Source organism: Bacillus sp. RCC_6_1, from assembly GCF_041360755.1.
Lineage (GTDB): Bacteria > Bacillota > Bacilli > Bacillales > Bacillaceae_G > Bacillus_A > Bacillus_A cereus.
Window position 1 is genome coordinate 304,485 of sequence record NZ_JBFUPV010000003.1, and the last position, 17,336, is coordinate 321,820.

Genomic DNA, 17,336 nt, shown 5'->3' on the forward strand with positions numbered 1-17,336 from the left:
CCATCATACACGATAATCTGAAAAATGAAAAGTTTATTTCTTTTGCTCTTTACGGAATCATCCACGTTAAATAATACGCCTGCACATACGTCATAATACCAACAATAATTACGAAGAACAAACTATGCTTCACTGTAAAACGGAACAAATCCGATTCTTTTCCAGCAAGACCAACCGCCGCACAAGCGATCGCAATCGACTGCGGGGAAATCATTTTCCCTGTTACACCGCCTGTTGTATTTGCTGCAACAAGAAGCACTTCAGATACGCCGACTTGCTGCGCTGTAATGGCTTGTAAATTTGAGAACAGTGCATTCGCAGACGTATCAGACCCTGTTAGGAATACGCCAATCCAGCCTAAGAATGGTGAGAAGAACGGGAATAGTCCGCCAGTTCCGGCTAATGCTAACGCTAACGTAGAAGATAGACCAGAATAGTTTGCGATAAATGCAAACCCTAGTACAAATCCGATAGATAGAATTGGCATTTTTAATTCGCTTAACGTTTCTTTAAATGTCACTGCTGCATCTTTTACATTCATTTTCAAAATAAACATGGAAATGATACAAGCAATTAAAATCGCTGTTCCAGTTGCCGATAATACATCAAACTTCAGAATTGCCTCGTAAGGCGTTGGTTTATTTACAATTGGCTCTGCTTTCATTACTAGATTATGCAGACCTGGAATTTCAAACTTAAATACAAGACTTTCTAAAGCCCCTCCTGGAGCGAATAATGCCTTAAAGAAACTTTGGCTCCAAATGACTACCATAACCGTTAATACGATAAATGGGGACCATGCCTTCACTACTTTTCCAAACGTTAATTTGGGCATCGATGCTACTGTCGTTGTTGCTGCTACTTCACTATTTGCTTGCCCAGATTGATAAGTTTCTTTCGGCTGCCAAACTTTTAAGAACAGCGATAAACTAATTAAACTTACAAGTGCCGATGTAATATCCGGAAGTTCCGGCCCTAAAAATGTCGCTGTAATGAACTGCGTAATCGCAAATGAACTACCCGCTACAAGTAACGCAGGCCACGTTTGTCTTATACCTTTAAATCCATCCATTAAAAATACGATAAAGAATGGAACAAATAATGATAGGAACGGTAATTGATGCCCAGCCATTTGTCCAATTTTATGTGGATCAATACCTGTTACTTGTCCAGCAACTGTAATCGGAATTCCCATCGCTCCGAACGCCACTGGTGCAGTATTTGCAATCAAACAAAGACCTGCTGCGTATAAAGGATTTAACCCAAGACCCGCAAGAAGCGCTGCTGTAATCGCTACTGGTGCCCCAAATCCTGCCGCTCCTTCTAAAAATGCTCCAAATGAAAATCCAATTAAAATAACGAGTAGACGATGATCGTTCGTAATCGATAATACCGATGCACGAATCACATCAAATTGACCTGTTTTCACAGAAATTTTATATAAAAATACGGACATAATGATAATCCAAGCAATTGGCCATAACCCATACAAAAAACCGTACCCGGTTGCTGCCATTGCCATCGTGAACGGCATTTTATAAGCGAATAACGCTACTAAAACTGTAAGTACAACTGTAATAAATCCTGCCACATACCCCTTCATGCGGAAAACTGCTAAAGCTAAGAAAAAAAAGATAATCGGAATAAGTGCGACCGCTGCCGAAATCCAAATGTTTCCGAATGGATCATAAACTTGTGTCCATGTGTTCATTGTTCTCTCCCCCTAAAGAATCCCCTTTTAAATAGAATAACCTCATCAATAGACTATCAGGTCATCATACCTTTAAGCCTAAAATAAAAAAACGTTTAAGAAAACGTTTTCAACAACTTTCATTTATACTGTACCATAACAATTTCTATTAAAAAAGATTTTTTTGAAAATTTTATTATTTAACAGAAAATCTTACAAAATCGTCACGTTCTTGTAATGTTCATCGATAGGAAGTTTGCCAAAATTATTGCATAATAATAGTATAACAACAGAAATTATTCATGAGGTGATATATATGAACGGAAATAAAATATTAGCTGCGTTATCATACTTTAGTGTACTATTTGCCCCTATCTTATTCCCTATTATCGTTTGGATCGTGGGAGACGCTGAAACAAAACCACATGCAAAACGTGCTCTATGGACACACATCATTCCAAGTATCGCTACATTCATTGGCGTAACTATTCTAGGAATTATGGGTCTTGGATCTGATCAACCAGATGTAACACTTGGAATTGGATCAATGATTGTCTTAGCTATTTGCGGAATCATCAGCTTATACTACTTCATCTGGAACATTGTAAAAGGAATTAAAGTGCTGAAAGCTTAATTTTAAACAAATGTTTGTTTAAAAAGGGCCCCTTGCAATTTGCAAGGGGCCCTTTTCCTAATTCGTTCACTTTATCTTCTGCGTTTCTTCTTTTTTCTCATCATTTTCTTTCGGCGCGTATTCACTTTATCCGCTATAATGTGGAGCGTACTTGCCACAACAATTCCCATTAAGAACGTTACAATTTCAACCTCATGCTTCTTCGCAATTTCTATTAAATTACCATCCAGTGCGATTACATTTAATAGTAACAAAAATGGAGAAAAGACGATTAACATGTACGCAATACGAATTACATCACCAAGTATAATCGTATGTGTAAAGAAAGATCGATGCGGCATTACTTTCTTATAAGGATACCAAAATATACGTAAGAAACCCCATTTGTTATAAGCATTACTGTACGTATCTAAATCTGGTGTTAAAAATGAAGTACCTACTAAAAAACCAATCGCAAAAGTTAATAAAAAATCAAAATTTGTTAATCCATACGAAAAGAGCAAAAACAAAACAACCGGAAGGGATATTAAGTTTATTTTCGTATGCGTTCTTCCTGATGGCATAATGCACTTCCTCGCTTACGTTCGTCCTGTCACCTTATGACAGGTTTCACCTATTGACCTAATTTCTGATCGATAAATGTTGTGTCTATATCCGAACCAAACCATTCTGCCAACTTCACTCGTGCCTTATCTTTCACATCTTCATTGACGTATAACGACACCTGTATTAGTGCGGCCGTTAACGCCCCCAAATCATCCGTATAGCCAATTCCAGCAATGAAATCTGGAATCGCATCAATCGGTGCAATAAAATAAGCAAGTGCTCCAATTACAATAATTTTCACTCGTTTTGGAACATCGGGTCTTTGCAAAACGTAAAACAGTAATAAACTTGCATAAATGACCGATTGCCCTGCTTGCTTTGCAACATGTTTTACTTTCTTCCAAAACGCTTCAACTGAAAATTTTTGTTTCATGTAAAAAGCCTCCCTATTTTTAAAAAGAAATAAGCTACAATATGTTATCAGTAAAAGTTCATGGAAATTACACAAAACCTATCAATGAACTTTTATTGTAACAAACAAACAAAAAAAGAACAAGTGTTCGTTAATTTTCACACTATTTCCTTCATATAATAGATTTCTAGATAACCCTTACCCATATTCATTTCTTATTTCTCAACAAAGAAAATTTTCACTTCCACTTAACATTCTGCTCTACCTTTGTTATATTTTCTAGTTGACGGACATATAAACGAATGTTAAAGTTTTCTCTGGTAGTGACAAATCTTATACAAAAAATGTAAAATGTTATAGTGTTTCTCAGAAATGAATTTTGTTGTATAATACAGAAATGACGTTATGCTTATGAGCAACAAAAGAAACCAAAAGGGTATGCATAGTTATAGTCGTATATGGGTGAATATAGAACCTTTAATTATGGCCAAGAAAACTATGTATTTTTTATTTTAGCATTTTTCGCTCCAAAATCGACCAAGCCTGATAGAGAAAGGGTGGAAATGAATGAAAGAAACCTTGAAATCACAATTTCAAAATGTGCGTTTCACTGTATTCGTAGCTTTAGCCTTATGGCTGAAAACTTACCTTATTACACGCACAAGCTTTGATTTAAAACTTGAATCTTTCATGCAAGAATTCATTTTATTCCTTAGCCCATTAGCAGCATCATTACTGCTTGTTGGTCTTGCATTATTTGCAAAAGGGAAAAAACGTAACTATATAGCACTTGGAATTAATTTTGTCTTAACAATTGTTCTTGTTGGTAACGTAATGTTCTACGGATTCTACAATGACTTCGTTACATTACCGGTGCTAGGACAAACATCTAACTTCGGAAGTTTAGGTTCTAGTGTGAAAGAATTATTTAACTACAAAATTATCCTTGCATTTGCAGACATTATCATATTCTTCGTTCTGTTGAAGAAAATGAAAAACTTTGCACCTACAGAGCGTGTAGCACGCCCGATGCGTTCCCTATACTTCGTATCAACAGTTGCTATCTTCTTCGCAAACTTAGGACTTGCAGAAGCTGAACGCCCAGAACTATTAACACGTTCATTCGACCGCGTTATGCTTGTTAAAAACTTAGGATTATATGTACACCAAGTATACGATCTTGGCTTACAAGCAAAATCAAGTTCACAAAAAGCGTTCGCTGACGGTAGTAAATTACAAGAAACAGAAAACTACGTAAAAACAACACAAAGTAAACCAGATCCAAATATGTTCGGTACTGCAAAAGGGAAAAACGTAATTGTTGTCTCTCTTGAGTCATTACAAACATTCTTAATTGGTGCAACAGTTAACGGACAAGAAGTTACACCATTCTTAAACCAATTTACGAAAGAAAGTTATTACTTTGATAACTTCTTCCATCAAACTGGTCAAGGTAAAACATCTGATGCTGAATTCCTAGTAGATACTTCGTTATATCCACTAGACCGCGGTGCTGTATTCTTTACACACGGTAACAATGAATATACAGCAACTCCAGAAATTTTACGTCAGCAAGGGTATCACACGTCGGTATTCCACGCAAACAACGCAACATTCTGGAACCGTAACATTATGTATCCAGCACTTGGTTATGATCGTTACTACAACGAGCTTGATTACAAGATTACGCCAGAAACAAAATTAAATTGGGGATTAAAAGATATCGAATACTTCGATCAATCTATTGATATGTTAAAACAAGTGAAGCAACCATTCTATACTCGCTTCCTTACTTTAACGAATCATTACCCATTCACTTACGATGACAGTACGAAATTAATCGACGAATATAATTCTGGTGATGGAGTATTTGACCGTTACATGGTAACTGCTCGTTACTTAGACGAAGCAATGAAACACTTTATTGAGCGTCTAAAAGCAGAAGGTATTTACGACAACTCAGTAATCGTATTCTACGGTGACCACTACGGTATTTCTGAAAACCATAACCGTGCAATGGCACAGTTCTTAGGAAAAGAAGAAATCACTGCATTTGACCATATGAACTTACAAAAAACACCGATGTTTATTCATGTTCCAGGTCAAAAAGAAGGTAAAACAATTTCAAAACCAACTGGTGAAATTGACATTAAACCAACTATTCTAAACTTACTTGGTGTAGATTCTACAAATGACGTTCGATTCGGTCATGATGTATTCTCACCTGATAATAAAGGATTCGTTGTTCTTCGTGACGGTAGCTTCGTTACAGATAAATACATGTACACAAACAGTACATTCTATGACCGTGCTACTGGCGAAGTTGTACAATTACCGAAAGAAGAATCCCAGCCACTAATTGATCGTGCCCAAAATGAATTGAACATGTCTGATAAAATCATTGAAGGTGACTTACTTCGCTTCTCTGAAAGTAATAAGATCAAAACTGGTGAAGTAAAAACAGTTATTAAAGAAGAAAAGAAGAGCGCTGAGTAATCTCAGCCTCTTTTTTATTTTCTTCCATACAACTACTTATATTCATTAACTTTAAAATTACATAACCTTTACCAAATATTCACATAGTGTTAATGAAGAATCTCTATAATAAAATATGTAAACGAGGTTCTACATATTTCTTATCTCTCATCTTTCGTAAGATCCCTTAAAGAAATGTGTAAATCTTTTGTTTCTACTTTCTTATAATTGTCTTTCAACTTGTTTTGTTTCCATACACAAAGCATTCAACGAGACAATGTCCCTATGAAAGATAGCTACCCTCCTTGTGCAGCATTCCATAAGAATGTTGCTTTTTTTTATTTAAAAGCAGGATTCTCATTTCTTATTTTCGAATTTGTATATACAAAATGCTGTAAAGTGAAACTTTAATCAGCCCTCATCAATCGGGCATTTACGGGCAGTGATTCGCCCACTTCACTTCTTTGCTCTACCCGAATTTGTAAGTAGGGGCTTTACTGCCGTTAATGCGGGGTAGATCATCCTTATTTCTCTATGATTTACAAATACATATATGGTCATATGTAGAGAATTGCTCACATAAAAATTACTATAGTGATTTTTATCTCGCATGAATGAAAGTTTCACGTTACTTACGTACTTACGAAAGGATGGGACGGAAATTGGCATACGAAAAATTTGTACTTTGGAATGATGAAGTTATTGATACAACAAAACAACAAACGTACATAGAACTTGAAGAGAGAGGTTCGCAGTTCGGAGATGGTGTCTATGAGGTTATTCGCCTATATAAAGGGAACTTTCATTTATTAGATCCGCACATAACGAGATTATATCGATCCATGGAAGAAGTAGAATTATCGCTCCCTTTCTCAAAAGCTGAGCTCATCACTTTACTTTACAAATTAATTGAACGAAACCATTTCCACGAAGATGGCACCATTTATTTGCAAGTATCTCGTGGTGTACAAGCTCGCACACATGTATTTTCATATGACAACCCTCCGACAATTTATGCCTATATTACAAAAAAAGAACGACCAGCTTTATGGATTGAATATGGTATACGCGCTATATCAGAACCCGATACTCGATGGCTACGCTGTGACATTAAATCATTAAATTTATTACCAAACGTACTAGCTGCTACGAAAGCTGAACGGAAAGGCTGTAAAGAGGCACTTCTCGTAAGGAACGGTATTGTAACGGAAGGAAGCCATTCCAACTTCTTTTTAATTAAAAACGGAACGCTTTACACACATCCAGCCAATCACCTTATTTTAAATGGCATTATTCGTCAATATGTCCTTTCTTTAGCGAATACTCTTCACATTCCTGTGCAGGAAGAACTTTTCAGCGTTCGTGACGTTTATCAAGCAGATGAATGCTTTTTTACAGGCACAACGATTGAAATTTTACCAATGACCCACCTTGATGGGACCGCGATTCAAGATGGGCAAGTTGGGCCTATCACCAAAAAACTGCAAAAATCTTTTAATCAAATCTTATTACAATCCAATATGGCATCTTCTTAAACACGAATAATTTCTGTCCTTTCATATTCAATATATGCATTTAAATGGAAATCAAGGTGCAATTTTATGCCTTGATTTTTTTCTTGTAATCTTTTTGTCATATTCAGATTCCTATATAAGTCTTGACAGTAATCGACATGCTCTTTAGAATTTTTAACAGTTGGTAAATATTTCTTCACTACATTACAGACAGAAAGGAATCGACAAATTATGAAAAAGTATCTTGCCGGTCTTGCGGCAGTGTCTGTAGCAGGAGGAGCAGCACCTACACTTGATAGTGTTCAAGCTGCACCTGAACAAAATACACAAAAAGCTGCTACAACTGTCCAAGCTTCTGCGTCAAACAACTCATCTTATACGGTAAACGCGAGCGTCTTACATGTTCGTGCGGGATCAAGTACTTCTCACGACATCATCTCACGTGTTTATAACGGTCAATCACTAAACGTGATTGGCGAAGAAAATGGTTGGTTCAAAATTAACATTAACGGAAAAACAGGCTTTGTTAGTGGCGAATTTGTATCAAAAAGTGGAGCAGCAAACAACAATGTAAGCACAGGTGGAAACAATAAAGTTACTGCTGATGTATTACGTGTACGTACAGCTCCTAACACTTCTAGTTCTGTTTCTGGACGTGTATATGCAGGACAAACATTAAACGTAATTGGACAAGAAAATGGTTGGGTGAAAATTAACCATAATGGACAAGTAGGTTATGTAAGTGGCGAATTCGTATCTGGCGTTTCTTCTAATGCAGGTTCTTCAAACAACAATACGAATAATAACAACCAAGAAGTAAAACCAGCAAGCGGAAACTATACAGTAAATGTATCTTCCCTTCGCGTTCGTACAGGTCCTAGCACTTCTCACACAACTGTAGGTTCTGTGACAAAAGGACAAGTAGTACAAGTTGTTGGAGAAGTTCAAGATTGGTTCAAAATCAATTACGCAGGACAAACTGCTTATGTAAGCAAAGACTATGTAACAAAAGGCGGTTCTAACGAAAACGTTACAGAAGGCAACAAACAAGAGCAAAACAATAATAATGGAACTATTCAAACTGGTGGTTCTTACGTGGTTAACGCTACATCTCTACGTGTTCGTACAGGCCCTGCCGCTTACCATAGTGTAATTGGTGGCGTTTTAAATGGTACAACATTAAACGTAGTTGGATCTGAAAACGGTTGGTTTAAAGTAAATTACCAAGGAAAAACAGGCTTTGTTAGTAGCGAATTTGTAAAATTCGTTAAAGGTGGCACTACTACTCCTGAGCAACCAAAACAACCTGAAAAACCTAACCAAGGTGCAATTGGCGACTACTACATTAATGCTTCTGCACTAAATGTACGTAGCGGCGAAGGTACAAATTATAGAATCATAGGCGCACTTCCACAAGGACAGAAGGTTCAAGTAATCTCTGAAAACTCTGGATGGAGCAAAATTAACTACAACGGTCAAACTGGTTATATCGGAACACGTTACCTATCTAAAACACCAGTTGGAGGCGCAGTAGATAATAAGCCTAACAATAACCAAAATAACAATCAAAACAATAGCAACAATAATAATACAGGCAACAATAGCGGCGACAGTTCTTCCGTACTTGCATATGCAAAATCAATGCAAGGTGTACCGTACGTTTGGGGCGGAACTTCTGCTAACGGCGTAGACTGCAGTGGCTACATCTACCACGTATTTAAGAAATTTGGTCATAACATTAGCCGCCAAAGTGTTGCAGGATATTGGAGTAGCCTACCACAAACTTCAAGTCCACAACCTGGTGACTTAATTTATTTCCAAAACACTTATAAATCTGGTCCTTCTCACATGGGTATTTACCTTGGGGGCGGATCATTTATCCAAGCTGGAGATAAAGGTGTAGCAATCGCTTCATTAAGTAACTCTTATTGGAAGAGCCACTTCTTAGGATACACGAAAGCACCTTAATTAATAGTTTCAAAGCCTTCTAGTTTACTAGAAGGCTTTTTTGTACGATTTCAACACATTACTCCCTTTCCCCTAGCTTCCCTCTATAAAAATAATGTATCCATTCTTCCATTTCATACACTTTATTCTGCAAAAACAATGCATAACGTTATCATAATGTATATATTTCCATAAAAAACATAACCTATTTCATGTCTATTTATTTTATATGTGTTTTTTTGAAGAATTTTCTTTTTATTTAAACTTTTCATTAGACGTTTGACCTCCGATGTCCATTATGATAAGTTACTTAAGATGTTATATTCGTAAACGTATAGACAACTGGTTTATACACTGTTTTTACTATGAGGAAGGAGCATACACTGCATGAATCTTTTATGGGGAATTGGCGGCGTGATTGGAGTATTAGCAATTGCTTTTCTACTATCTTCCAACCGCAAAGCTATTAATTGGCGCACAATTTTAATCGCGCTAGCATTACAAATGTCATTTTCATTTATCGTATTACGATGGGATGCTGGTAAAGCAGGTTTAAAACACGCTGCTGACGGTGTTCAAGGATTAATTAATTTTTCTTACGAGGGAATTAAGTTCGTTACTGGGGATTTAGTCAACGCAAAAGGACCTTGGGGATTTGTATTCTTTATTCAAGCACTACTTCCAATCGTATTTATTAGTTCATTAGTAGCAATCTTATATTATTTCGGTATTATGCAGAAATTTGTTAGCATCGTTGGTGGTGCATTAAGTAAACTTCTTGGAACTTCTAAAGCAGAAAGCCTAAACTCAGTAACGACTGTATTTTTAGGACAAACTGAAGCTCCAATTTTAATTAAACCTTACTTAGCACGCTTAACAAATAGTGAATTCTTCACTATTATGGTAAGCGGTATGACAGCTGTTGCTGGATCCGTTCTTGTCGGTTATGCAGCAATGGGTATTCCGTTAGAGCACTTATTAGCAGCTGCAATTATGGCGGCTCCATCGAGCTTATTAATTGCGAAACTAATCATGCCAGAGACAGAAAAAGTAGATAATAACGTTGAACTTTCTACAGAACGTGAAGACGCAAATGTTATTGATGCAGCTGCACGCGGCGCATCTGAAGGTATGCAACTTGTTATTAACGTAGCAGCAATGTTAATGGCTTTCATCGCATTAATCGCTTTATTAAATGGATTATTAGGATGGGTTGGTTCTCTGTTCGATATTAAACTTAGCCTTGATTTAATCTTTGGTTACTTATTATCACCATTCGCAATCTTAATCGGGGTTTCTCCTGGTGAAGCGATACAAGCAGCAAGCTTTATCGGTCAAAAACTTGCAATCAACGAATTCGTTGCATACGCAAACTTAGGACCACACATGGCAGAGTTCTCTGACAAAACAAATCTAATTTTAACATTTGCAATCTGTGGATTTGCAAACTTCTCTTCTATCGCAATTCAATTAGGTGTAACAGGAACGTTAGCTCCTACTCGCCGTAAACAAATTGCACAATTAGGGATTAAAGCAGTTATCGCTGGTACATTAGCGAACTTCTTAAACGCAGCAGTTGCAGGTATGATGTTCCTATAAACTTATATAGAGTCTTCTCTTTCTACAAGAGGAGACTTTTTTCATGCAATCCAAACGTCTTTTATGTATCTATTAATCAATTTATCCTAAATATAAGCACATTATGATACAATAATGTTTAAGTCTTTTTATTTTTCTTATGAAAATAGAGATACTACTTGTTGTTGCCCTTCAAAAGAGTTTAACGACATGGTCAATTTCTTAATAATTGCGCATACTACAAGTATCTATTGATGAAATAGCTTTAAGGAGGAAAGTTTTGTGAAAGATAAGTTCTATAAAATCCTCTCTATGTGGATTTTACAAATTGTATTTTATTTTACTACTGTATATGTGACGAAATATGAGCATGCTCTCATTTTTACAATAATATACGTAATCGTAAATGTACTATTCTTATTTTTAGCTGACAAAACAGCATTTGTTTTCTTCATACTAGGAACCATTATTTCCGTATTTTATTTGTTCTATCAAGCATGGCTTCACTTATGGAGTACATCAGATCAATGGCAATATATGATTACCCACTTCCTGATGGCAGCTAACTTCTTCATTGTATACATAACAACTCACCTATTGAAAAAAGTGATTCATGAAAATAAAGCTTTAACTGAGCGTGTGAGAACATTGGAACAATATATTGGAGAATCCAAATTACTAACAAGACAAGAATTCGAGAGACGCCAAGCGTTATTAACGACTGCAATGAATCGTCGTAATGAAACAGGCATTATTGTTTACTTTGATTTCACTTCCTTTAGTAAATATACAAAGGAAAGTGTTATGGACCGTGTAGCTTCTTTATTAGTTGAAACGGTAAGGAATGATTTTGACCTTGCTGCTGAATATGATAATAATACGCTAGTTATTTTATTACAAAACACAAATGAAGCTGGTGCTGACATTGTAATGAACCGCCTAAAACCAAAAATGGAGCAATGGCTTGCTGCTGAAGCAATCAAAGATATAAAAATTTCACGCGAGCAAATTGGAAACAAAGGACAGACACTGTTATGATGACTCTCGTTATACTTCTTTTATTCCTTCTGTTTTGCGTACTCGTTTTTTGGATTAGTATCACATTTTCAATTAAATATGTACTTATTTTTACGGCCTTTCTATTCTCTGGCTTACTCGTTTACTACTCTTTCTTAACAATCGCGGGCTTAATTCACCGAAATAGTAAACGAAAAGATCGTATGCTAGAACATTATCCGAGCGTCGATATTTTCATACCTGCCCATAATGAAGGCGTCGTTATTAAAGATACTTTAGAGGCGATGGCAAAGATTGAATATCCAGGAAAGCTAACTATTTATTTATTAAATGATAACTCTCAAGATGAAACACCTGAAATCGGAGATGATTTCGACAAAGCTTATGCTCATATTCGTCATATTCGTGTTCCTCCCGGTGAACCGAAGGGTAAATCACGTGTACTAAACTATGGGCTTAGCATTTCAGATGGTGAGTACTTCTGTGTTTACGATGCAGATAACCAACCTGAACCACACGCACTGCGAATGCTTGTAGAACACGCTGAAACAACTGAAGATGCTGTTGGAGCTGTTGGACACGTTCGTACAGTAAACGAAAAAAGAAACTGGTTAACGCGAATGATTTCGCTAGAATTCCAAATCTTCCAGCTCCTTATGCAATCTGGACGCTGGTTACTATTCCAAACGGGCTCGCTGACAGGAACAAACATGCTTCTTCGTCGCTCCGCACTAGAAGAGCTTGGTGGCTATGACCCTTACGCAATTGCAGAAGATGCTGAATTAACATTACGAATTACACAAAAAGGTTATCTCTTACCAATCGTCCCAGAATCAGTTACTTGGGAACAAGAACCAGAGCATTTAAAAATTCTTATTAAACAACGTACACGTTGGCTCCAAGGAAATTTATATATTTTAGAAAAAATGTTCTCATCATTAAGTTTCTTTAAAGGAAAGCTGCTTGTTCATTCCTTACAACAAGTTCTAGTGTATGTTGTATTTTGGCTATTCCTAATCATTTCGAACGTTTGGTTTGTAATTGGGCTGCTCGGGATATTCCAAATTCAATATAGCATTCCGCTACTATTTATGTGGTATGTCGCATATATTACATATGTTTCTCAATTATTTAGTGCCCAGAGTGTCGAACGAACCTTTACACCGACTAATATTTTTATTAGCGTTATTATGTACTTTACGTACGCACAGCTCTTTACGTACTTATTTATTCGTAGCTTAATCTTATACTTACGTGCAAAGAGCAAGAAACAAGTCATTGGCTGGGATAAAACAGTTCGATTCAAAAAAGATAAATAATAAAAATAAGCACAGAGCGCCGTATGCTCTGTGCTTATTTATTGCCGTATAAATTATATATCAGACAATACCCCTTAGCTGAAAGTAATTTCACGTCCATCCCCCAACGAACGATCGACCTTCATTTATATACGAAAAAGTGATTGCTATTTTTGTAGAACCAATTGCTTCTCTTGCTGTTCTTTGCGCGTTTCAGTCTTAGGTTCCGTGCTTTCTTGGACACTACGATGTGCCACACGTTTCAAACAAATATGCTTCCACTTTCTTTCGTAACGTTTCATTATTCTAGATGTCCCCCTTGAATGCGCTTTAAAACTATTTGAAATCGCTTACAGGAAATAATATAGCACATATATATAAACGTGACAACACATTTCCGACAATTTTTTGTCAAAAATATGAATAGAATTCGTAAGGGATCGAATATTGTCGAAACCTATCGTTTTTTCTTCGTATAAAAGGCATACTACTTATATGGTAAAGTATTTTATTTCCCCTACCTGCATTTTAAATTCCTTCTATATAAAGTGAAACTTTCATTAGCCATCACCAATCGGGCTTTTACAAGCAGCTCGATTTATTTGCTTTTGCTGAATTTTGAGGTGGGGTTCTTACTGCTCAGCAAATAGAGGGATAAAAAAAGAGCTGATATGAAATCAGCTCTTTTCCTTCTATTAATAATGACGCTTCATACGTCCTTCTTTTTGTAACTCTTTAAATAATGCTGCCATCATAAAGAAAATAACAAAGACGAACGGGAATGCTGCAATGATAGCTGCCGTTTGTAATGCTTCTAATCCGCCAATATATAATAGCGTAGAAGCTATCGCGGCTAGAACGATACCCCAAATCATTTTAATACGATTTGGTGGGTTTAAACTACCATGTGTCGTTAACATCCCTAAAACGAATGTTGCAGAGTCTGCAGATGTAATAAAGAATGTTGCAATAAGTAAAATACCTAAAACTGATAAAGCTGATCCAAAGCTGCCCATCTGATCGAACATAGCGAATAATCCTACTTCTGTTCCCATCTCTTTCACTTTTTCGAAGATATGTGCATCACCAAACAGCTCCATATGAATACCTGTTCCGCCGAAAACGGAGAACCACAGTGCACCAATTACGGTCGGTACGAGTAACACACCGATAACAAACTCACGAATTGTACGGCCTCGTGAAACACGAGCAATAAACGTACCTACGAATGGTGACCACGCAATCCACCATGCCCAATAGAAAATTGTCCACGATTGAATCCATTGGTTTCCACCTTCGTCTAATGGACTTAAACGGAAGCTCATGCTTGGTAATTCCTGAATGTAAGAACCGATTGTTGAAGTGAAGTAATTCATAATAAAGTTTGTTGGACCCGCAAATAATACAATAATCATAAGTGCAAACGCAAAAATAATGTTCGTATTACTTAAATATTTAATTCCTTTATCAAGACCTGTTTGCGCAGATAACATAAATAATACTGTTACGATTGCAATAATAACTAACTGTGTCGTTAATGAATTTGGGATAGATGTTAAATAGCTAACACCACCTGCAATTTGTTTTGCACCGAGACCTAATGACGTTGCAACACCAAACACAGTTGCAAAAACAGCTAACACATCAAATGAATGAGCAATACGCCCGTGTTCCCCGCCCTTAAATAACGGACCTACTGTCGCACTAATCGTACTTGCTTTTCCTTTTCTAAAGGTAAAGTAAGCAATACATAACGCTACAAACGCATATAGTCCCCAAGGATGTAATCCCCAATGGAAAAATGAAAAACGCAGTGCAAGACGCGCACTTTCCTCAGTTGCACCTTCTCCAAACGGAGGTGCGTATAAATGGTTTAATGGTTCGGCAACGCCCCAGAAAACTAACCCGATACCCATACCAGCACTAAATAGCATAGCAAACCATGTCATATAACTATAATCAGGTTCGTCATCATCTTTACCTAAACGAATAGAACCGTATTTCGAAACAATTAAAAAGATAGACACACCTAAAATAATAGAAACGGAAATAATATAAAACCAGCCGAACTTACTAACTAATGCAGTTTGAATTGCGGTTGTTACATTTCCTAAACTACCTTTTCCAATAATAGATTCGGGAATAATCCCCCAAATTGTAAATGCAATACATAATGTTAATGAAACGATGAATGTTTTTGTCAGTTTCCTCATCAAATCCCCCTTCGTAGGTTTCGCTTTTGTAAATAACATAAATTCCGATATGTAAAATCGGATAGAAAACTATAATTTTGCGGTGATTTTCTTACTTTCACCTTCACCAATTCGAATTCTTATGGACAGCCTTACCTTTCGTATAACCTTTTCACTCTGCAAGAGCTACAAGTTAGAAATACTGCTGTCAAATTGTGTGAGAAAAACGCGGATAGGAATGTATTTTCCTAAAAAAGGATGTGTTACATATGTAAAAAAGGGCAAATTTCTTCCTTGCAACCCTTTCGTTTTGTAACAATTATGCGGTTTTTTTGCTAGTATATAGCACGTGTTTATAGCTTCACAAACAAAATGTTTATGTTTATATAACTATATTACCCATAAAACGGTAAAATACTCAAGGAATGTAATCGTTTAGTAAACATCATGTAACATTCCTGTAATATTTTTATTTACGTCGAAAAAAACATGTTGTATTAAATATTTTGAATATAACTAGAAACCTATGAGTCATATAGAATGAAAAACGCTTTCCTATATTTTTTGTTATATTACAGGATATTAACGACTTATTACGAATGGTTTGTAATTGTGTGTTTTCCCCAAATCCGAAAAAATCTGTTGCTATAATGAGGACACGAAAACAAACGCAATGGAGGCTATCATGAAAAAATTAATTGGTATAGCAACAGCAGCAGTTTTTGGTCTTGGGATTTTCACATCATCTGCTAATGCAGAAACTGTTGTAACAACAGATGTACTAAACGTACGCGAAAACCCTACTACGGAATCAAAAGTTGTCGGTAAATTACTAAACGGTAATAAAATAGATGTACAAAATACAGAGAACGGATGGTCAAAAGTTACTTTAGACGGTAAAGACGCATTCGTAAGTGCAGAGTTCACAAAAAGCATCTACTACGTAACAGCTAACGTATTAAACGTACGTGCTGAAGCGAACACAAACTCAGAGGTTCTTGGAAAGTTGAAGAAAGACGATGTAATCGAAACAACGAACCAAGTACAAAATGAGTGGTTACAATTTGAATATAACGGGAAAACAGCTTATGTTCATGTTCCTTTCTTAACAGGTACAGCACCTGTAATTGAGAAACAAGAAACAACGGCTCCCGCTAAAGCTGAAGCACCAGCTAAGGCTCAAACACCTGTAGCACAAGCAAAACCAGCTGCTAAGCCTGCTGTGAAAGCTGCTGAAACTAGCGAACCATCTGGTGGTCGTGAGTTAACAGTTGTAGCTACAGCATATACAGCTCACCCGAGCGAAAACGGTGGCACATATGGCGGCCGTGTATTAACTGCAATGGGTCATGATTTAACTGCGAATCCAAACATGAAAATGATCGCTGTTGACCCGAAAGTAATCCCATTAGGATCTAAAGTATGGGTAGAAGGTTACGGAGAAGCTATCGCTGGAGATACTGGTGGTGCAATTAAAGGTAACCGTATCGATATCTTACTTGGATCAGATAGCGCTGCTCAAAAATGGGGACGCAAAACTGTTAAAGTGAAAATTTTAAAATAACCAATAACCGCTAAATTACAAGCCGGTTCTCTTTATTGAGAGCTGGCTTGTATTTATTTATAATACATATAAGGAGGCTATGCCCATGAATGTACAAGCAAAAGTAGACTGGATTGGTACGCCAAAACCGTACATATATAAAGATGAAGTGACATATAACGCTACTTCTATTGATTTTTCACTCGCTGGCGATGATAACCGCTATAAGTTAATTGTGCTCAAGTCTGAAAACAATACACATTACAAAATTGTGCAATATGGAATAAAACCAGGCTCTCAAAAGCCATTTCCTATCGACATTCCATTTGAACAAAACATGTTACCAATTATAGAGCAAATATTACATGATCCATATGTACAAGAAATATTAAAGGAAACACACTCATAATTGTAAAAAAATATATCAACGGTTCGACACGAAATATCGATTTAGCTACAAAAAAGAAGCTGTTCAAATATTGAACAGCTT

14 protein-coding genes are annotated in these 17,336 nt (G+C 36.5%); 9 read left to right on the plus strand and 5 right to left on the minus strand.

Going from position 1 to position 17,336, the window contains the following annotated elements; translation table 11 throughout:
* Positions 1 to 49: 49 nt before the first annotated feature.
* Positions 50 to 1,711 (minus strand): L-lactate permease, encoded by a 1,662-nt coding sequence (gene lldP / locus AB6801_RS13635; protein WP_074595179.1) that lies wholly within the window; start codon positions 1,709 to 1,711, stop codon positions 50 to 52.
* Positions 1,712 to 2,006: 295 nt separating this feature from the next.
* Here lldP and AB6801_RS13640 point away from each other — a divergent pair, with 295 nt between their 5' ends.
* Positions 2,007 to 2,324: a magnetosome magnetite crystal formation protein family gene (locus AB6801_RS13640; RefSeq protein ID WP_001014099.1), complete on the plus strand. Its 318-nt coding sequence runs from the start codon at positions 2,007 to 2,009 to the stop codon at positions 2,322 to 2,324.
* Positions 2,325 to 2,395: 71 nt separating this feature from the next.
* Here the strand turns inward: AB6801_RS13640 and AB6801_RS13645 are convergent, their stop codons facing one another.
* Both AB6801_RS13645 and AB6801_RS13650 read right to left on the minus strand, forming a co-directional pair.
* Positions 2,396 to 2,887 carry a metal-binding protein gene (locus tag AB6801_RS13645; protein WP_001139060.1) on the minus strand — a complete coding sequence of 164 codons (492 nt, stop codon included), beginning with the start codon at positions 2,885 to 2,887 and terminating at the stop codon, positions 2,396 to 2,398.
* Positions 2,888 to 2,937: 50 nt separating this feature from the next.
* Positions 2,938 to 3,303, minus strand: coding sequence for a YkvA family protein (locus tag AB6801_RS13650; RefSeq protein ID WP_000810369.1), 366 nt, complete (start codon positions 3,301 to 3,303; stop codon positions 2,938 to 2,940).
* Between the two features lie 546 nt (positions 3,304 to 3,849).
* Between AB6801_RS13650 and AB6801_RS13655 the strand changes: the two genes are divergently transcribed.
* The 6 genes from AB6801_RS13655 (at position 3,850) to AB6801_RS13680 (ending at position 13,132) form a co-directional block, all read left to right on the plus strand.
* Positions 3,850 to 5,778 carry an LTA synthase family protein gene (locus AB6801_RS13655; RefSeq protein WP_000665350.1) on the plus strand — a complete coding sequence of 643 codons (1,929 nt, stop codon included), beginning with the start codon at positions 3,850 to 3,852 and terminating at the stop codon, positions 5,776 to 5,778.
* Between the two features lie 629 nt (positions 5,779 to 6,407).
* Positions 6,408 to 7,292 (plus strand): D-amino-acid transaminase, encoded by an 885-nt coding sequence (locus AB6801_RS13660; RefSeq protein ID WP_074595267.1) that lies wholly within the window; start codon positions 6,408 to 6,410, stop codon positions 7,290 to 7,292.
* Between the two features lie 210 nt (positions 7,293 to 7,502).
* Positions 7,503 to 9,239, plus strand: coding sequence for a C40 family peptidase (locus AB6801_RS13665; protein ID WP_000760267.1), 1,737 nt, complete (start codon positions 7,503 to 7,505; stop codon positions 9,237 to 9,239).
* A gap of 366 nt (positions 9,240 to 9,605) precedes the next feature.
* Positions 9,606 to 10,817: a NupC/NupG family nucleoside CNT transporter gene (locus AB6801_RS13670; RefSeq protein ID WP_001051029.1), complete on the plus strand. Its 1,212-nt coding sequence runs from the start codon at positions 9,606 to 9,608 to the stop codon at positions 10,815 to 10,817.
* A 261-nt stretch (positions 10,818 to 11,078) separates the two neighbouring features.
* On the plus strand, positions 11,079 to 11,834 hold the full coding sequence (locus tag AB6801_RS13675; protein WP_000653234.1) for a nucleotidyl cyclase domain-containing protein: 756 nt from the start codon (positions 11,079 to 11,081) through the stop codon (positions 11,832 to 11,834).
* The gene (locus AB6801_RS13680; RefSeq protein WP_000988745.1) at positions 11,831 to 13,132 is read left to right on the plus strand and encodes a glycosyltransferase family 2 protein; all 1,302 of its coding nucleotides are present in this window, start codon (positions 11,831 to 11,833) and stop codon (positions 13,130 to 13,132) included. The genes AB6801_RS13675 and AB6801_RS13680 overlap by 4 nt, the downstream gene beginning before the upstream one ends.
* Positions 13,133 to 13,278: 146 nt before the next feature.
* On the opposite strand, the gene AB6801_RS13685 is transcribed toward AB6801_RS13680, so the two are convergent.
* A complete protein-coding gene (locus tag AB6801_RS13685) occupies positions 13,279 to 13,413 on the minus strand; it encodes a hypothetical protein (protein WP_000833067.1) in 135 nt (44 codons plus the stop codon).
* Positions 13,414 to 13,806: 393 nt separating this feature from the next.
* Positions 13,807 to 15,324, minus strand: coding sequence for a glycine betaine transporter OpuD (opuD, locus tag AB6801_RS13690; protein WP_001230118.1), 1,518 nt, complete (start codon positions 15,322 to 15,324; stop codon positions 13,807 to 13,809).
* A gap of 664 nt (positions 15,325 to 15,988) precedes the next feature.
* On the opposite strand from opuD, the gene AB6801_RS13695 reads away from it, so the two are divergent.
* Complete coding sequence (locus AB6801_RS13695; RefSeq protein WP_000733346.1) at positions 15,989 to 16,867, plus strand: cell wall-binding protein EntA; 879 nt, start codon at positions 15,989 to 15,991, stop codon at positions 16,865 to 16,867.
* An 85-nt stretch (positions 16,868 to 16,952) separates the two neighbouring features.
* A complete protein-coding gene (locus AB6801_RS13700; protein ID WP_001102540.1) occupies positions 16,953 to 17,255 on the plus strand; it encodes a DUF3910 family protein in 303 nt (100 codons plus the stop codon).
* Positions 17,256 to 17,336: the final 81 nt, after the last annotated feature.

Excerpts from the sequence above, each read along its gene's own strand:
- AB6801_RS13680 (WP_000988745.1), top strand. The coding sequence starts at position 11,831 with ATGATGACTCTCGTTATACTTCTTTTATTCCTTCTGTTTTGCGTACTC.
- opuD (WP_001230118.1), bottom strand. The coding sequence starts at position 15,324 with ATGAGGAAACTGACAAAAACATTCATCGTTTCATTAACATTATGTATT.
- AB6801_RS13685 (WP_000833067.1), bottom strand. The coding sequence starts at position 13,413 with ATGAAACGTTACGAAAGAAAGTGGAAGCATATTTGTTTGAAACGTGTG.
- AB6801_RS13655 (WP_000665350.1), top strand. The coding sequence starts at position 3,850 with ATGAAAGAAACCTTGAAATCACAATTTCAAAATGTGCGTTTCACTGTA.
- AB6801_RS13645 (WP_001139060.1), bottom strand. The coding sequence starts at position 2,887 with ATGCCATCAGGAAGAACGCATACGAAAATAAACTTAATATCCCTTCCG.
- lldP (WP_074595179.1), bottom strand. The coding sequence starts at position 1,711 with ATGAACACATGGACACAAGTTTATGATCCATTCGGAAACATTTGGATT.
- AB6801_RS13665 (WP_000760267.1), top strand. The coding sequence starts at position 7,503 with ATGAAAAAGTATCTTGCCGGTCTTGCGGCAGTGTCTGTAGCAGGAGGA.
- AB6801_RS13695 (WP_000733346.1), top strand. The coding sequence starts at position 15,989 with ATGAAAAAATTAATTGGTATAGCAACAGCAGCAGTTTTTGGTCTTGGG.
- AB6801_RS13660 (WP_074595267.1), top strand. The coding sequence starts at position 6,408 with ATGGGACGGAAATTGGCATACGAAAAATTTGTACTTTGGAATGATGAA.
- AB6801_RS13640 (WP_001014099.1), top strand. The coding sequence starts at position 2,007 with ATGAACGGAAATAAAATATTAGCTGCGTTATCATACTTTAGTGTACTA.
- AB6801_RS13650 (WP_000810369.1), bottom strand. The coding sequence starts at position 3,303 with ATGAAACAAAAATTTTCAGTTGAAGCGTTTTGGAAGAAAGTAAAACAT.
- AB6801_RS13700 (WP_001102540.1), top strand. The coding sequence starts at position 16,953 with ATGAATGTACAAGCAAAAGTAGACTGGATTGGTACGCCAAAACCGTAC.
- AB6801_RS13670 (WP_001051029.1), top strand. The coding sequence starts at position 9,606 with ATGAATCTTTTATGGGGAATTGGCGGCGTGATTGGAGTATTAGCAATT.